12 protein-coding genes are annotated in these 16,480 nt (G+C 61.4%); 2 read left to right on the forward strand and 10 right to left on the reverse strand.

Annotated features, from left to right (window positions below; translation table 11 throughout):
- Positions 1-27: 27 nt before the first annotated feature.
- The 6 genes from C5P05_RS32615 to nirB form a co-directional block, all read right to left on the reverse strand.
- Complete coding sequence (locus C5P05_RS32615) at positions 28-426, reverse strand: hypothetical protein (protein WP_114974010.1); 399 nt, start codon at positions 424-426, stop codon at positions 28-30.
- 14 nt (positions 427-440) lie between these two features.
- Positions 441-2,450: a DmsC/YnfH family molybdoenzyme membrane anchor subunit gene (locus C5P05_RS32620; RefSeq protein WP_114974011.1), complete on the reverse strand. Its 2,010-nt coding sequence runs from the start codon at positions 2,448-2,450 to the stop codon at positions 441-443.
- Positions 2,451-2,520: 70 nt separating this feature from the next.
- Positions 2,521-4,767 carry a molybdopterin oxidoreductase family protein gene (locus tag C5P05_RS32625; protein WP_114974012.1) on the reverse strand — a complete coding sequence of 749 codons (2,247 nt, stop codon included), beginning with the start codon at positions 4,765-4,767 and terminating at the stop codon, positions 2,521-2,523.
- A gap of 70 nt (positions 4,768-4,837) precedes the next feature.
- Positions 4,838-5,224, reverse strand: coding sequence for a nitrite reductase small subunit NirD (gene nirD / locus C5P05_RS32630; protein WP_114974013.1), 387 nt, complete (start codon positions 5,222-5,224; stop codon positions 4,838-4,840).
- Positions 5,225-5,293: 69 nt separating this feature from the next.
- The gene (locus C5P05_RS32635) at positions 5,294-6,091 is read right to left on the reverse strand and encodes a type IV pili methyl-accepting chemotaxis transducer N-terminal domain-containing protein (protein WP_114974014.1); all 798 of its coding nucleotides are present in this window, start codon (positions 6,089-6,091) and stop codon (positions 5,294-5,296) included.
- A gap of 33 nt (positions 6,092-6,124) precedes the next feature.
- Positions 6,125-8,578, reverse strand: coding sequence for a nitrite reductase large subunit NirB (nirB, locus tag C5P05_RS32640; protein ID WP_114974015.1), 2,454 nt, complete (start codon positions 8,576-8,578; stop codon positions 6,125-6,127).
- Between the two features lie 355 nt (positions 8,579-8,933).
- Between nirB and C5P05_RS32645 the strand changes: the two genes are divergently transcribed.
- Both C5P05_RS32645 and C5P05_RS32650 read left to right on the forward strand, forming a co-directional pair.
- The gene (locus tag C5P05_RS32645; protein WP_114974205.1) at positions 8,934-10,211 is read left to right on the forward strand and encodes a type IV pili methyl-accepting chemotaxis transducer N-terminal domain-containing protein; all 1,278 of its coding nucleotides are present in this window, start codon (positions 8,934-8,936) and stop codon (positions 10,209-10,211) included.
- Between the two features lie 55 nt (positions 10,212-10,266).
- Positions 10,267-12,033 (forward strand): bifunctional protein-serine/threonine kinase/phosphatase, encoded by a 1,767-nt coding sequence (locus tag C5P05_RS32650; protein WP_114974016.1) that lies wholly within the window; start codon positions 10,267-10,269, stop codon positions 12,031-12,033.
- Between the two features lie 72 nt (positions 12,034-12,105).
- Here C5P05_RS32650 and C5P05_RS32655 read toward each other — a convergent pair whose 3' ends face one another.
- The 4 genes from C5P05_RS32655 to C5P05_RS32670 form a co-directional block, all read right to left on the reverse strand.
- Positions 12,106-13,314, reverse strand: a complete 1,209-nt coding sequence (locus tag C5P05_RS32655; RefSeq protein ID WP_114974017.1) for a nitrate/nitrite transporter — start codon at positions 13,312-13,314, stop codon at positions 12,106-12,108.
- A 179-nt stretch (positions 13,315-13,493) separates the two neighbouring features.
- The gene (locus C5P05_RS32660) at positions 13,494-13,952 is read right to left on the reverse strand and encodes a chemotaxis protein CheX (RefSeq protein WP_114974206.1); all 459 of its coding nucleotides are present in this window, start codon (positions 13,950-13,952) and stop codon (positions 13,494-13,496) included.
- A 2-nt stretch (positions 13,953-13,954) separates the two neighbouring features.
- Complete coding sequence (locus tag C5P05_RS32665; RefSeq protein WP_232834752.1) at positions 13,955-14,320, reverse strand: response regulator transcription factor; 366 nt, start codon at positions 14,318-14,320, stop codon at positions 13,955-13,957.
- Between the two features lie 22 nt (positions 14,321-14,342).
- Complete coding sequence (locus C5P05_RS32670) at positions 14,343-16,469, reverse strand: ATP-binding protein (RefSeq protein WP_114974018.1); 2,127 nt, start codon at positions 16,467-16,469, stop codon at positions 14,343-14,345.
- Positions 16,470-16,480 lie beyond the last annotated feature (11 nt).

The following is a 16,480-nucleotide window of genomic DNA, read 5'->3' on the forward strand; positions in this document are numbered from 1 at the left end:
GCCAATTGTCAACGAATAGGTCAAGCCCTAAGCGCTCGGGGTCATGTCTGGACTTTGCCCCACCTGCGGTCGCTCGGTGTTTGGCACCCATTCCCACCACTCGTGCTGGCCTTCAGCGGTGTCTTCCTGGGTGCGGTAAACGTTCCAGGTGACCAGGTAGTCGGGATTTTCCATATCGACGCCCGAGGCGGCGTGCTGATAGCGCCCCGGCGGGGCTTTGAACCAGGCATCCAGATGGGGCGGCACGATGAACTCTGCGACTTTGACCGCCGCGTCGCTGTGACGGAGCTGGATGCTGATGCCTTGCTCCGCGTCTACCTTGACCACCTGGCCGGCATACTGGTTCTGCTTCATCAGCTCGCCTTGCAGATCAAAGTACGAGACGCCGATGACGCAGGTTTTTAGGAGCAGGTCTTCGATTTGCATGGCTTGATTCCGGCTCAGTGCCGCAGCGGCGCCACGCCCACTTGCGGCATGTTGGCCAGGCCGATGTCCCGGGCATGGTCTTCAAAGCCCTTGTTCTTCCAGAAGAAGGCGCCTGGCATGGTGGTGGGAATCACCAGCACGTAAAACAGGGCCCGGCCAATCACGCTGGTGGCAATCAAGGTGGCGCCGACCAGGGCCAAGCCCAGCAGCATATAGACATTGACGGCATTGAAGGCCAGCATGCTGATTAGCAGGCCAACAACCAACACCAGGTTCAGACCCAGCAAGGCGTTGCGCAGCACATAGGTTTTACCGAATGTGGTGGTCTGCACATAGTAGGACGCGCCGCCTTCATGCTCGGCCAGGCCCATGTCGCGGCCATGCGCCGTATGCCCCACACCTTCAATCAACATGCCCAGACTCAATACGCCGGCGCAGATGAGCGTCACATTCAAGTAGTCTTCACCGGCAAAGGCCAGGGTGGAAATCACCACGACGCCCACCACCAGCGAACCCAGGGACAACATGCTGCCCACGAAGGCTGTGCCGACTTGCCAATGGTTCCAGAACGGACGCGCCTTGATGCGGTAGCAGCGGTACATGTAGTACAGGCCGGCGGCGCTGCCCAGCACCGCCAGGTAGCCAAACACGCGGGCCAGGGCAGCGGCGCGATCAAAGCTGATCAGCACGTTGATATCGCTGGAAAACACGGCGCTGAACAGGGACTGCACCAAGGTGTTGCCCGGCAGGCTGAACAGAATGTGCATGCCGAGCGCGCCCATGAAGATGGCAATGCCCAGGCCTTCACGCGACACCGGCGAGTGACGCAAGTTGTTGAAGCCGCGGTAAAAGCGCTGGGGTTTGCCCAGGTGCATGGTGGACATGAACAGGCCAAAGGCGACTAGCAAAAAGCAGACGATGGCCAGCGGCGCATACAGCGCCGACTGCGCAAAGCCGGCGAAGCCGCTCAAGCCCGCCTGCGCGCCCAGGAAGGCCAGCGCAAAGGCGCCAGCCGCCGTCTGCGCTGCCAGCGTGAACAGCACCAGCGGGTTTTCACGCGAACTCAGGCGCGCCAGGTTCCAGTGTTTGGCTTTGCCCTTCTTCTGGTCAATGGCGGGGCGGTAGCGGCCCTTGTCGTCCTTGTGGTATTTGACCGGCATGGAGTCGGTGCGCTTCATCTCGTCCGGCAGTTGCTTGATCTGCTGGAAGCGAATGTTGGGCTGGGTGATTTCGGGCGACGGGAACCCGGGGATCTCGACACGGGCCTGTTCGCGGCCGCCCGGAATGTTTTCGATCACGCCGAAGTCCAGCGCGTTGCCCACGCAGGCCGACACGCAGGCGGGCTTCAGGCCGACTTCGAGCCGGTCCACGCACATATTGCATTTGGAGACCTGGCCTTTGACCGGGTCGAGTTGCGGCGCGTTGTAGGGGCAGACCCAGGTGCAGTAGCCACAGCCGAAGCAGGTTTCCGGGTCTTGCAGCACGGCGCCATACTCCACATGCTTGGTGTAGGCGCGGGTCGGGCAGCCCTTGAGGCAGACCGGGTCATCGCAATGGTTGCAGGCCATGGAGATGTTCATGCGCTTGTAGTCGGGGTAGCTGCCGCCCTCCACATAGCCGACCGAGCGGAATGCCAGGTGCGCCGGGTTGTTGTTTTTCTCGCTGCACGCGGCTTCGCAGGCGTGGCAACCAATGCAGTTGTCCGCCGTGAAGAAAAAACCGTGCTGCTTGTTGCGGTTGGGGTTGGTGCCCACAGCCGGGTTCTCGTTGATGAACATGGAGCGACCGACCGGCAGCTTGTTGGCGGTGTGGGCGATTAGGTCAATCTTTTGGCCGTAGCGGTTGGTGTCGGCATGTGTCGTGTCTTTGAGAAAGGCGTAGACCTGCTCCTCGGTGCGGATCTCCCAGATTTTTTTCTCTGCCGCTTTTTGGGAGCCGCAGCCGCCGCTGGCGCACCCGGGTTTGCCGCAGCCGTTTTTGGGATCGGCCACCAGGGCGTTCTTCCGTAGGGTGTTGTCTTTCATGGCATTCATCCTTAGTCAGTGAGGACAGAGCTTGCGCACTGTGTGTTGCTGCGGTCCGCCCCGCAATGTCTCAAAAAGCCCTGCGTTCCAGGTTCAAACGTGCGGCTTCTTGCTGGTCGATTTTTTCCACCCGCGCCGCGTTCTGCTTGAACGCGGGTTGGCGTGAGTGCGGGTCCAGCAGGCCCAGCGTCAGGCGATTCACGCAGTCATGAAAATGGAAGGGGATAAACAACATGTCGCTGCCCACCCGTTGCGTGAGCTGCACCATGACGATGGCATCGCCGCGGCGGCTCACCACGCGCACATAGCTTTGGTGCTCGATGCCGAGCTTTTCCGCGGCATCGGGGTTCATCTCCATGTAGGGTGTGGGGCTGAACTTGTTGCAGTTGCCGATCTTGCCGGTGCGGGTGCGGGTGTGGAAGTGCTCCACCACGCGGCCCGAGTTGAGCCAGAACGGGTACTCGGTGTCGGGGCATTCGTTGTTGTTGACGAAACGCACCGGGATCAGATTGGCGCGGCCAGAGTAAGTCTGGAACACGCCATCGGTGTAGAGGCGCGGATTGCCGTCAAATGGCATGCGCAGCTTCATCTCGAAGGGGTCCGATAGCCCGATCTTTTGGGTGTCCGCATCGGCTTGCGCTTCCGAGTAGGGCCACTGAATGCCGCGTGCCGCTTCGATGCGGTCGTAGCTCATGCCCGAGATGTCCAGCGTGCGGCCCTCGCCCTTGGACAGCTCTTTCATCTCATCGAACGCCCCTTCGGCCGTGTCCGGGAAATGGATGATGTTGCGGTCGGTAAAGCGCTTGGCCATCTGGTTGAAGATCCAGAAATCCGGCTTGGAGTCGGCGTAGGCCGGCAGCACATTGCGCGTCAGGTTGACGCGGCGCTCGGTGTTGGTGTGGCAGCCTTCTTTTTCGGCCCACACGGCGGCGGGCAGAAAGACGTGCGAGTATTTGTTGGTCTCCACGTCTTCGTACACGTCCTGCACCACCAGGAATTCCAGGTTTTCCATGGCCTTGCGAATGCGCGGCTGGTTGGCCATGGAGGTCATGGGGTTGGTGGCGATCAGCCACAGGCCCTTGATCTCGCCAGTCTCGATGGCCGGGAAAATGTCGGTCTGCGCCAGCCCGCGCTTGGCCGGGAAGAAGCTCTCGTCGATGCCCCAGTAGTCGGCCACGGTCTTGCGGTCTTTTTCTTTTTCCAGCGCGCGGTAGCCCGGCAGGCCGGAGCAGGACGACCACTCGCGCGTGCCCATGGCATTGCACTGGCCGGTGATGGACAGGCTGGTGCCGCCGGGCTTGCCGATGTTGCCGGTGATCAGGTTCAGGTTGTTGATGTCGACCACGCCGTCCGACCCGTGCGTGGACTGGTTGATGCCCATGGTCCAGATGCTCATGGCGGCCGGCGCCTTGGCATAGATGCGGGCGACGGTGCGAATGCGGTCTTCGTCAATGCCGCACACATGCTGGGCGGTGACCGGGTCGTAGTCGGCGACCAGCGCGCGCAATTCGTCGATGCCCTGCGTGTACTTGGCGATGTAGTCCTTGTCCTCCAGGCCTTCCTTAAAGATCACATGCATCATGGCGTTGATCAGCACGGTGTCGGTGCCCGGCGTGATCGGCAGGTGGATGTCGGCAAACTGCGCCAGCATGGTGACGCGCGGGTCCACCACAATCAGCGGGAACTTGCGCTTCTCCAAAGCTTCTTTGAGGCGCCAGTAAATGATGGGGTGTTGCTCCGGCAGGTTGGAGCCGAAGGCCATGAAGCAGTGCGTGTGCTCGAAGTCGTCGTAGCAGCCCGGCGGGCCATCCGAACCAAACGAGCGCTTGTAGCCCGACACGGCCGACGCCATGCACAGCGTGGTGTTGCCGTCGTAGTTGTTGGTGCCGATCTGGCCACGCACCAGCTTGCCCAGGGTGTAGAACTCTTCGGTCAGCAGCTGGCCGGTGGAGACAACAGCAAAGGCGTCGCGCCCGTACTTGGCCTGGATTTCCTTGATTTTTTCCGCCGTCTTGTCCAGCGCCGCGTTCCAGTTGCTGGGTTGAAACGGCAGGTGCGCCTTATCGCGCATCAAAGGCATGGTGCCGCGTCCGGGGGAGTCGAACAGTTCATGCTCCAGCAGGCCCTTGATGCACAGCTTGCCGCGGTTGACATCGGCCCCGGCATGACCGCGGCTGGTCACGATCTTCCCTTTGTCGTTCAGGCCGATTTCGATGGCGCAGCCGGTGGAGCAGTAGTTGCAGGTCGTGTATTTCCACTCCTTGACTTCCTTGGCAGGGATGGAGATGGGCTTGCGATTTGTTCGACCGAATATCATTTTTTCTCCTGCTCTCGAATCAACGGGGGGCGCTTAGGCCATGGAATGCTCATACCGACCTGCACGCCGCTCAGGTGCAGCTGGTTTCTTTGCGAACCGGACCGGCGATGGGGCGCGTCAGGTCGGTTGCATGGCTGGCCAGCTCGGCGCTTTGCAAAAACACCTGACCGTCATCCACCTTGACGCTGAACTTCGGCGTACAGCCTTCATCGGGTGCGGCGGCCTGGCCGGTGCACAGGCCGATGGTCCAGTTGTGCAGCGGGCAGGCCACGCTGGTGCCAAACACAATGCCTTGCGACAGCGGGCCGCCCTTGTGCGGGCAGCGGTCCAGCAAGGCAAAGACTTCGCCGCTGTCATTGCGGAACACGGCTACATCCAGACCTTGGGCGCGGGCGACGCGGCGCGAGCCCAAAACGGGGATGTCTTCGACGCGGCAGATAGTGGTCCATTCAGTCATTTCGCTACTCCTTTAATAGCTGCCTACGCCTATTAAATAAGGGCTAGAGGCAGTTTTAGTCAATAAAAATCAGGTTTTCACGGCGGCATACATGCCGGTGACACGGTCCATCACGCTCAGCAGGTTTTCGCTGCTGACAAACACCTCGGTCAGGGACTTGCTGCTGCCTTGACCGTCCTGGAGCTTTTGCAGGGCGATGTCGAAAAACACCCACTGGCCCTCGGCCAACTGCAGCTCGTCCTTGATGCGGGCAGTCGCTTCGGGCGCGTTGCGCAGGATCTCCATGGCGTTGACAAACTCGGTGCGCGCCTTGCCGATCTCCAGGCTGGCGGTGCCGGCGTCCACCGGCAGCCGGGCGGCCAGGTAGAACTTGGCCATGCGCTGGCTCAGCATGCGCTGGCGCCCCGCAATGTTGACCAGCTTGCCCAGTGGTTTGCCATAGGCCGCTTCGTACTGCACGGTACCCTGGTGCGCCAGGGCCAGCACTTTGGCGTCCTGCTGCAGCAAGGCCAGCGCGTTCCTCTTGTCCGGCGCCGTCCCCACCAGCGCGCTCTTGTAGTCGCTCCACGCGGCCTCCAGCTGGCCGTAGGTGAGCTTGATCGCGGCGTTGGGGGCAAAGGCCTTGAGCTCCGTCAGCTGGCGGTCAAACAAGGCCATCGATTTGTCCAGCACCTGTTGGGCGCTGGTCTGCTCGATGCCATGCAGCAGGGCCAGCCAGGCCTTGCCCATGCGCTGGCTCAGCATGCGCTGGCGGCCGGCCTTGTTGATGGCGTCATTCAGGTCAATGACCTGGGCCTGGGCTTGCAGGCCGCTCAGGCTGAGGAGGGGGGCCGCGACGGCGGCGGCGATCAGGTGTCTGCGTTTCATGTGGGGAAGCTCTCCATGGGGGTGTGAGGCAGTTCACGTCCCGATGGCGTCGAACTGCCGGGTATCGACGGCAGCCTCCTTGAAGTCAAACCAGGGATCAGGCTCACCGTCCAGCGCGAACTGTAGGCGCTCCCACAGGGCTTTTCGGCCGGCTGCATCGTCGAGTATCTTTTTCTTGACATAGTCCAAGCCCACGCGCGAAACGTAGTGCACGGTACGCTCCAGGTACCAGCCTTCCTGACGATAAAGCTCGCAAAAAGCGCCGGTGTACTCCAGCACTTCTTCCGCTGTTTTCAGCTTGACGAAGAAGTGCGCCACCTCGGTCTTGATACCGCCATTGCCGGCGATGTACATCTCCCAGCCGCTGTCCACGCCGATGATGCCGACGTCCTTGATGCCCGCCTCGGCGCAGTTGCGCGGGCAGCCGCTCACCGCAAACTTGACCTTGTGCGGGGCGTACATGCGCCACATGGCACGCTCCAGGTCCTTGCCCATTTGCGTCGAGTCTTGGGTGCCCATGCGGCACCACTCCGAGCCGACGCAGGTCTTGACCGTGCGCAGGGCCTTGGCGTAAGCGTGGCCGCTGGGCATGCCGATGTCTTTCCAGACGTTGGCCAGGTCTTCTTTCTTCACGCCCAGCAAATCGATGCGCTGGCCACCGGTGACCTTGACGGTAGGAATCTTGTATTTGTCGACCGCATCGGCGATGCGGCGCAGCTCACTGGCCGTGGTCTCGCCGCCCCACATGCGGGGAATGACGGAGTAGGTGCCGTCCTTCTGGATGTTGGCGTGGCTGCGCTCGTTGATGAAGCGGCTTTGCGGATCGTCCTTGGCCTCCTTGGGCCAGCTGCTGATCAGGTAGTAGTTGATCGCCGGGCGGCAAGACGCGCAACCATTGGGCGTCTTCCACTCCATGAATTGGTAGACACTGGCGATGGTCAGCAGCTTGTTGGCCACAATCGCCTCGCGCACCGCCTGATGGCCGTGGTCGGTACAGGCGCACATGGCTTTCGTCTTCGGCGTGGCCGAGTAGTCGCCACCGGCGGTGAACATCAAAATCTGCTCGACCAGGCCGGTGCAGGAGCCGCACGACGCGCTGGCCTTGGTGTGCTTGCGCACCTCGTCCAGCGTGAACAGGCCTTTTTCCTTGATGGCCTTGCAGATGGTGCCTTTCTTGACGCCGTTGCAACCGCAGACTTCGGCGTCATCGGGCATGGAAGCGGCCTTGTTGTGGCCCTCGTGGCCGGTGTCGCCGATGTTGGATTCACCAAACATCAGCTTGTCGCGGATGTCGGCCACGCTGCGGCCGTCGCGCAGGAGCTTGAAGTAGTAGCTGCCGTCCACCGTGTCGCCATACAGGCAGGCGCCCACCAGCTTGCCGTCCTTGAGCACCAGTTTTTTGTAGACACCGCCAAAGGGGTCGCTCATCACGATTTCTTCGGTGCCGTCGCCGCCCATGAATTCGCCGGCGCTGAACAGGTCAATACCCGTGACCTTGAGCTTGGTGGAAGTGAGCGAGCCGACATAGCGGCCAATGCCGAACTGGGCCAGATGATTGGCCGCGACCTTGGCCTGCTCGAACAGCGGGGCCACCAGGCCGTAGGCAATGCCGCGGTGCGCCGCGCATTCGCCCACCGAATAGATGCGCGCGTCGGTGATGGTCTGCATGGTGTCGCTGACCACAATGCCCTTGTTGCAATGCAGGCGCATGGACTCGGCCAGTGTCGTGTTGGGGCGAATGCCCACCGCCATCACCACCAGGTCAGCGGGCACCTGCGTGCCGTCCTTGAAACGAATGGCGGTGACGCGCTTGCCGTCGTCTCCACCGCCGCCCACCAGGTCTTGCGTTTGCGCGCCCATCAGGAATTTCAGGCCCCGGTCTTCGAGGGACTTTTGCAGCAGCTTGCCCGCCACGCTGTCGAGCTGGCGCTCCATCAGGGTCGGCATCACATGCACCACGCTGACGTTCATGCCGCGCAGCATCAGGCCATTGGCCGCTTCCAGCCCCAGCAGGCCTCCGCCGATGACGACGGCATTCTTGTATTTGACGGCGGCGTCAATCATGGCGTTGGTGTCCGCAATGTCGCGGTAGGCAATCACGCCTTCCAGATCCTTGCCGGGGATGGGCAGGATGAAGGGGTTGGAGCCGGTGCACATCAGCAGGCGGTCGTATTCGGCGCTGATTTTTTCACCGGACGCGTTTTCGGCATGCACCACACGGCGAATGCGGTCCACCTCGGTGACCTTCCAGCCGGCGTGCAGGGTAATGTGGTTGTCCGTATACCAGTCCCACGAGTTGAGCACGATCTCGTCGATGGTTTGCTCGCCCGCCAGCACGGGTGACAGCAGAATGCGGTTGTAGTTGGGGTGCGGCTCGGCGCCGAACACCGTGATGTCATAGAGCTCGGGCGAGACCTTGAGCAGTTCCTCAATGGTGCGAACACCCGCCATGCCATTGCCGACCATCACCAATTTAGATTTCTTCATCGCGCTACTCCAGATTTGATTCGCTTGTTTGCGTGCAAGCCCCATGCCGTGGCGGCACATGCGGTGCCTGCGCACCCAATTCGGGGCTTGGAAAAACAGATACCACGGCTGTAGAGCCGGTGTGAGGCACACCAGGTGCAACCTCTCAAATACGTTACGCACGGCGTTGTGCGCAGAACTCGCGGCGCTTTGGCCCGGGTCGGACGCTTCGTTACGTCCGCCCTGTGTCATGCAAAACTTGTGCCATGTGTCGGGAGCGCGGTTTATGCGTCTGCCGTCGCACCCGTCGGCCTGGTGCGCGACTTGCATGTGGTACACCCTGTTCCTCCTTCATCTCATTGGTATATTGGTATTTATGACAAGCGCGTTGGTCCATTTGAACGGCACGAAAGGCTCGGCACTGCTGGTGCCAGACCTCGAAGCCGCAGGCATCCAGGTTGTTTGCGTGGTCGATGACCGCAGCAAGTTGGTGCGGGAGGTGGTGCGCCATGCACCAGATGTGGTGATTTGCGATGACCCGCTGCCGGACGAGACGCTGTTCAAGGCCACGCAGGTTATTTACGAGACTTCGCCACGCCCGGTTATCGTGTTCACCAGCGACAGTGATGCCGACAACATCGTGCGCGCCACCGAGTCCGGCATCCACGCCTATGAGATCAACGGTTATGGTGCCAACCGTCTGCGTCCGCTGGTCCACCTGGCGCTGGCCCGTTTCCGGCGTGAGCAGGCGCTGCAAGATGAATTGCTGGACGTCTCCAGCCGCTTCGAGGAGCGCAAGATGGTGGACCGGGCCAAAGGCATCCTGATGCGGGCGCGCCAGATGTCGGACGATGATGCCTTCCAGATCCTGCGCACCGCCTCCATGCACAGCAACCAGCGTCTGGGCCAGGTGTCGCAGCACATCATCCATTCGGCCCGTTTTGCCGAATCGGTGAACCGCGCCGGGCAGTTGCGCATGTTGTCGCAGCGCCTGATCAAGTTGTATCTGCTGCAGCTCGCCGGCGTGCAGGTGGCCCAGGATAAAGAGCGCCTGAAAGACTCCCTGCAGCGCATCGAGGGCAATCTGGCACTATTGGGTAAAAATCTTTCCAAGCCCACTTTTGGCGACTTGCTGGGGCAGGTCCTGATCACCTGGACGCGCCTGAAGCAGGCCTTGCAAGGGGCACCCCGGGCCGACCAGATGGGGCATATCGACGAGCTGGCCGAACTGCTGCTGCTGGAGGCGGAGCGCCTGACCGGCAGTCTGGAAAATGCCGGTTCCGTGGCGCCCTTGCACGTGCTGAATATGGCGGGCCGACAGCGCATGTTGTCCCAGCGCTTTGCCAAATACGCCTTGCTTGGCGTATTGGGTGACGCCGCCGCGAAGACGCGTAGCGAGGTTGGCATGGCCGAATCCAGGGCGGAGTTCGAGCAAGGCTTGAGTTATCTCAACAATATTCCCCTGAGTACGCCCGACATCCGCGCCGCGCTGGATGCTGCCGCCGTGGGCTGGCGGCACATGCTGGCTGGCGCCACCGATGCCCGGCACCCTGCCGGTCAGGAGACCGTGGCGAGCGCCAGCGAAACCCTGCTGGAGGTGTTTGAGCAACTGTCCGGGTATTACGAACGCAGCATGCAAATGCTGGTCGGTTGACCGTGTTTTGCTGCAATGCACCAATGTTGGGCATTGATCTTGCGTGTCTTGGTGCATGACATTTGAAATAGACATTGGCTTTGCCTCACAGGCTGGCCGCAAAGACATCAACGAAGACTTCTGCGCGGCCATGCTGCCCCAGACGGGGCAGGAGGACATGGGCTCCATCGTGGCGATTGCCGACGGCGTCAGCACCGGCGGCATGGGCAAAGAGGCGGCCCAGACCACGGTCACCAGCCTGGTGCGCGATTACTACGGAACGCCCGAAACCTGGGACACCACGGTGGCGCTGGATCGCATCATCGCGGCGCAAAATGCCTGGCTGGCGGGCATCAACCGCCGCCGCCATCCGATCCTGGGGCTGACCACCCTGACCGCACTGGTGCTGCGCGGTCAGACCTACACCTTGGCCCATGTGGGCGATTCGCGCTGCTACCTGCTGCGTGACGGCGAAACCATCCAGCTCACGCACGACCATGTGGTGAACCACCCGGATTTCCAGCACCAGTTGTTGCGCGCGGTCGGCTCCGAAGACCATCTGATCGTGGACTACAGGCAGGGTGATCTGCACGTCGGGGATGTGTTTGTGTTGCTGACCGATGGTGTGCACGGCAAAGTGCGCGATCGCCATTTGCGTGACTTTGCCGGACTTCCCAGCGCGCAGGAAGCCAGCCAGAAGCTGGTGGAGGCGGCCCTGGAAAACGGCAGCAGCGACAACGTGACGGCACTGGTGGTGCGCGTGCTGGGTTTGCTGGAAGCCACGCTTCAGGACGTCAATCGCAGCGCGCTGGCGTTACCGATCCCGCCGCGCCTGAAGGTGGGCGACAGCATCGATGGCCTGATGGTGACGGCACCGGTTGCTGACAACGGCATCAATGTGCTGTACCAGGTCCGGGATCCCAGGACGCAAACTCTCTATGCGTTGAAGACCTTGAACCCGGCCCGCGCCCACGACCAGGACGAACGCGCCATGCTGGCGCACGAGGCCTGGCTGGCCAAGCACATGCAGTCTTCGCGGGCGGCGGATAACCTGGTCAGAATTCATGAACAGTTGCCTACAGGGCAGGTGCACTCCGCTTTCTACCTTTTGTATGACTGGCATGGCGGGGAAACTTGGCAGCAGATGCTGGAGCGCGAACACAAGTTCAGCCCGCAACAGGCGGTGAGCGGAACCATGCAGGCGCTCAAGGCACTGGGGCGCCTGCATCGCCAAAGCGTGATTCACCGCGACATCAAGCCGGCCAACCTGCATCAGGGCGAGGACGGCGTGCTGCGGGTGCTGGACCTGGGCGTGGCGCTCAGCGGGCGCGAACCCAAGTCCATGCGGCAGTTGCATGCGGGCACACCCAGCTATGTCAACCCTGAGCAGTGGGGCTACCAGCGCAAGGCCCATGCAACGGGCGGAACGGTCGGCGCCGACGAAGATGAGCACGAGCTGCCCGATGCCCAAAGCGACCTGTTCGCGCTGGGCGTCACGCTCTACCAACTGCTGACCGGGAAATTGCCTTACGGCGAGGTGCTGCCCTACCAGGTGGGCCGCTACTACCGCGACCCCACGCCCCCGAGCCGGCGCAACCCCGAGATCCCCATCTGGCTCGACCATGTGGTGCTCAAGGCGGTGGCGCGCGACAAGCGCAACCGGTTCGAGACGGCGGAGGAGTTTTTACTGGCGCTGGAGCGCGGCGCATCGCGCCCCCTGACCGCGCCGCAAGTGACGCCGCTGATGCAGCGGGACCCGACGGCCTTGTGGAAGGTGGCGCTGGCGGTGTCTGTGCTGTTTAATTTATTGCTGATTTACTGGTTGTTGTTTTTGCCGAAGTGAGTGTTTCCCCGCTCACTCCCCCCGCCGGGGTGGAAAGGGGCGGGGGGATAGGGGGGAAATACAGCCAGAATATCAAGCCCGAGCGCGCCCACCTTTCTCAGCCCAAGTCCGCGTCCACCGAATTTGCATGACGCGCAACATCACCAGCATGACCAGGGCCAGGATGGCGAAAGCCACGAAGCCCCAGAGGTAAGTGCCCAGGTACTGCTTGGACAGACCCATCGCGTTGGGAATGAACCCGCCCCCAAGAGCGCCAATCTCACCAATCATGGAGCCCGCCACCGCCGTGGTCAGCGGCCAGCGCAGTGGCACCAACTGGAACAGCGCACCGTTGCCCGCGCCGAGAGCCGCAAAGCAGAGCATGAAGAACAGCGTGGTGAGAACCAGCGAGCCGCCGGACAGGCCGCACAGCACGAGGGTAATGGCAACCACCACCAGCACGCCGCTCAGCGTGTTGATACCGCCCACGCGGTCAGATATATAGCCACCGACCACGCGCACCGCCGAACCCATCAGGGCGGAGAGCATGGTGAGCTGACCGGCCTGCACTTTGGTGACACCGAATTGGTCATAAAAATAGGTGGGCAGGAAGCTGGCCAGGCCGATGAAGCCGCCAAAGGTGATGATGTAGATCAGGCTGAATGCCCAGCCGTCTTTCTCGAACAGACAGGCAATGTGTTGGCGAAAGGTCTGGTGCTCAATGTCCGGTGGTTCCTTGGCAAAGACGACCATCACCACCATCGGGATCAGCATGAAAAACGCGGCAATGCCATAGACCGTTTGCCAGCCGTAGGCGGTCGCCAGCGGCGGCGCAAACAGCACGGCCAGCACGGTGCCGGAGTTACCGGCGCCCGCAATGCCCATGGCCAGGCCCTTGTATTTGGGTGGGAACCAGCCCGAGCCCAAAGAGAGCGCCACGCCGAAGCTGGCGCCGGCAATGCCCAGCAGCACGCCCATGGCCAGCACATGGTCGTACGAGCTGATGAAGAAGTAGCCAAGGACCAGCGCCATCATGATCAGGCCCATTTCGACCAAGGCGGCATTCTTGCGGCCAATGTACTGCGACAGAATGCCCAGTGGAAAGCGCATGAAGGCGCCCGCCAGAATGGGCACCGAAATCATGAAGCCCTTTTGTGCGGCCGTCAGTTGAAAAGTCTCGCTGATGAACGGCGCCATAGCTCCGTTCAAGACCCAGACCGCGAAGCAGAAATCGAAGTACAGGAAGGCAGCGAACAAAGTCGGTGCATGCCCTGATTTGAGAAAGGTGCGGAATCCCGCCATGGTGCAAACCCTCAAAAGATTAAAAAAAGACTCACGGAATTGGTGCAATAACTGTGCCATCTTGGGGTGCGATAACTGCACCTTTATGGGTTGATCTGTCCGCCGTCTTTTCGTCTTTTTGGTGCGCGGCACAAATTGCGTGCGTCACCGCGCTTCGTTGAAACGCGGGGGAGGGTTCGTTAGCTTCGTCGCTCCATGTCCACGACGATGAGTGCCGGTTGGTGGTTCCAGCGCAGGGTGATGACGTAGGGGTGTTGACGGACCCGCGCCTTGATGCCCGACGCGCCTTGCACTTTGACTGGCACCGAGATCTGCAGCCCCGAGCCCAGGGCCTTGCGTGCATTGCCAGCCAGCGTGTTGGCGATTTCTCCCACCGCATCGAGCAGGTTGGCGTCACTCAAATCGGTTTCGTGTTGCAGCAAGAGCAGCTCACGCAGCAGCTTACCTGGCATGGACACCATGACGTGGCCGTCGTAGGTGCCTGAAAATGACACCAGACCATTGAAGTCATGGCCTTCAATATCGCTGGTGCCCAAAAAGGCCGACGTGATTTGCGGTTCTTGCGACGTGGTGACGCTGAAGTAGCGACGCACCGAATTTACAAACAGCTTGAGTTCGTCTTCAACCAGTGCGCCCATGGTCATCGCGCCTCCATCACATCGAGCAAGGCCAGCTTCAATTCGTCATCGCCGAAAGGCTTGGCCACAAAGCCCCGTGCACCCTGGCGTAACGCGGCGATGGCCGTGGATTTATCACTCAAGGCGCTCACCACGAGAATGTTGATTTTTGGCAGCATGCGGATCAGTTCGCGAATGCACTCAACGCCGTCCATTTCGGGCATGGTCAGGTCCATGGTCACAACTTCGGGTTGTGTGGCGCGCGCGATGCGGATCGCCTCGGCGCCATTGCGCGCCAGCCCGACCAGGGCGATGCCGGTGAGCCCGCCACTTTGCACGATGCGCGAGATGCGGGTGCGGATCATGCTGGAGTCATCTACCACCATCATTCGCATGCTGTACTCCTTGGCTTCATTCGGCAAACCTGACCTTGAACTCGGTGAACTGTCCTGGCGTGGACGTCAACAGCAAGTGCGCGCCCAACCGTTGGACATTGGCTTGCACCACATCCAGACCGACGCCACGCCCGGCATGCAGCGATGTGCCATCAGCGGTAGAGAAGCCGGGTTTAAAGATATGGGCCACGATTTGCTGCTCGTTGAAACTCGCCAACTGGTCGGCGGTATACCAGCCTTTGTCCAACAGTTGCTGTCGGACGCGGGCCGCGCTCAAGCCCGCCCCGTCGTCGCGCACGCTCAAGCACCAGTCGGTCTCGCTGCGCACCAGAGTCACTTCAATTTTGCCTTCGGCCGACTTGCCTGAGCCCAGCCGGGAGGGTGTCGTTTCGATACCATGGGCCACGGCATTGCGAATCAGCTGCACGGCAATTTCGCGCACCAGGTCTCTTGCGCGGCTCGGAAGATCACTGTGCTTGCCCATGTCCACAGTCGCCTCGACCCGTTTGCCACAGTCGGTGGCCACGGTCTTGGCTAGTTGGGTCAGCACGTCGCTGACGGATTGCGCAGGGCGCGCCGCGCCGTCTTCACGCCTGCGGCCCATGATGCTCTTCAGCGCGGCAATCTTGCCAAGCAGGTCCTCCAGCGGCATAGGCAGGGCGAGCAGGGCGTCTCCCATATTGCCGGTCACCCCGCCCGATTGCCTGATACGCTGCAGATCGTTCTCGAACTGGTGCGCCTGGGCTGCCAGGGTATCCAGGCCCAGCATGGCGGCGTCGCCCTTGAGGGCATGGATGCGACGAAAGGCCTCGTCAATCACCTGGATGATGGCGCGCTCGCCATGCGCTGTTGACGTGCTGCGCAGCAAGTCATTGATTTCCAGCAAACTGCTTTCGGCGCGCGTGACGAACTGCCGCAGCATGGCCGGGTCGGTGTCAAATGCGGTCAGCAGCATGGCGAACTCCTTTTGGGACCGCAGGCGTTCGGTTTTCAGTTTTTCTTCAAGTGCGACGCGCTCAGAAATGTCTTGCACGGTCACCAGCAAATGGCGTACCGTGCCGCCTTCTTGCACCCGGTTGAAATGGAAGGACAAATGGCGTTGGGTCTCCTGGCCGAGCCGGTTTTTCACGGCGATCTCGACTTCCGACAGGGGGTTGATGCCCTGCACCAGGGCCTCTTTCACATGCGGTGAGAACAGCAGTTCGACATAGTCGCGGGCATCGACCAGCGCCTTGTCCGAAACCAGGGGCGCCAGCAGGTCAAAGAAGCGATCGCCCGGCGTCAAGGTCTTGCCAAACAGTTTGTGCGCGGAGTCTGACAACTGGGAGCCGAGGGTGAACTCCGGCGTCATCAGGAACAAGCCTTCGCGCACGCTGACCAGAATTTCGCGGTTTTCGTCGTTCGCCGCGTCAATGGCGGCGTCCGAGGTGCGCAGCCGGCGCAGGAACTTGAACAGGATGAAGGCAAAGTTCAGCAACGCCAGCACAATGCCGCCGGTTTGCACCTGGCGCAGTGTGTTGGCACGGTCCGAGGCCACCGCTTCCAGCGCCGTGGTGAGCTCATTCATCAAGCCCAACAGCGGGAGGTTGTTGGCGCGGGCATAGTCGCCAGCCGACTGCAGCTCGGCGTCCGTGCTGGCACCGGCAAGAACGGGTGTCAGTCGTTCCTGATAGGGCGTCCAGATGGCTTGGGCTTGTCTCAGAATATCAAGGGCCTTGGCGCCTTCTGCAGCTTGCAAATGGACGGGTTTGCCGTCGCCGCCGGGCACCGTGGCACCTTTCTGGAATCCTTTGAGTGTGGTGTCGAACAGGGTGGCTGCATTCCTCAGTTCATCAAGTTCCCGGTCCACCGCCTGGTTGCGGATGCGTGCCGCTTCAACGGACAGCATGGCTTTGGCGGTGCGCTGCGACAGCATGCGCTGGCGCCCCGACAGGTTGATGCCGACGGCGTCTTGCGCGATCTGGAACGACGTGTAGAAGTTTAGAACCAGAACACCCAGGTCAAACAGCAGGAAGAAACCGACCGCGATGATGATTTCGCGGTACTTTCCGAAGGAAAAACTGCCTCTGGCCCGTGTTGCACGTCCGCGAGGGGCTGCTGACTTTGTAGCCAGTGAGTTGTTGACGGACAGCACGGCAGACATCTTTTCCTCCG

Source organism: Rhodoferax ferrireducens (assembly GCF_003347515.1).
In the GTDB taxonomy this organism is placed as follows: Bacteria; Pseudomonadota; Gammaproteobacteria; order Burkholderiales; family Burkholderiaceae_C; genus Rhodoferax.

Bases quoted from the DNA above. Each gene is read 5' to 3' on its own strand.
- C5P05_RS32615 (WP_114974010.1), bottom strand. From the start codon at position 426: ATGCAAATCGAAGACCTGCTCCTAAAAACCTGCGTCATCGGCGTCTCG.
- C5P05_RS32620 (WP_114974011.1), bottom strand. From the start codon at position 2,450: ATGAAAGACAACACCCTACGGAAGAACGCCCTGGTGGCCGATCCCAAA.
- C5P05_RS32625 (WP_114974012.1), bottom strand. From the start codon at position 4,767: ATGATATTCGGTCGAACAAATCGCAAGCCCATCTCCATCCCTGCCAAG.
- nirD (WP_114974013.1), bottom strand. From the start codon at position 5,224: ATGACTGAATGGACCACTATCTGCCGCGTCGAAGACATCCCCGTTTTG.
- C5P05_RS32635 (WP_114974014.1), bottom strand. From the start codon at position 6,091: ATGAAACGCAGACACCTGATCGCCGCCGCCGTCGCGGCCCCCCTCCTC.
- nirB (WP_114974015.1), bottom strand. From the start codon at position 8,578: ATGAAGAAATCTAAATTGGTGATGGTCGGCAATGGCATGGCGGGTGTT.
- C5P05_RS32645 (WP_114974205.1), top strand. From the start codon at position 8,934: ATGACAAGCGCGTTGGTCCATTTGAACGGCACGAAAGGCTCGGCACTG.
- C5P05_RS32650 (WP_114974016.1), top strand. From the start codon at position 10,267: ATGACATTTGAAATAGACATTGGCTTTGCCTCACAGGCTGGCCGCAAA.
- C5P05_RS32655 (WP_114974017.1), bottom strand. From the start codon at position 13,314: ATGGCGGGATTCCGCACCTTTCTCAAATCAGGGCATGCACCGACTTTG.
- C5P05_RS32660 (WP_114974206.1), bottom strand. From the start codon at position 13,952: ATGGGCGCACTGGTTGAAGACGAACTCAAGCTGTTTGTAAATTCGGTG.
- C5P05_RS32665 (WP_232834752.1), bottom strand. From the start codon at position 14,320: ATGATGGTGGTAGATGACTCCAGCATGATCCGCACCCGCATCTCGCGC.
- C5P05_RS32670 (WP_114974018.1), bottom strand. From the start codon at position 16,469: ATGTCTGCCGTGCTGTCCGTCAACAACTCACTGGCTACAAAGTCAGCA.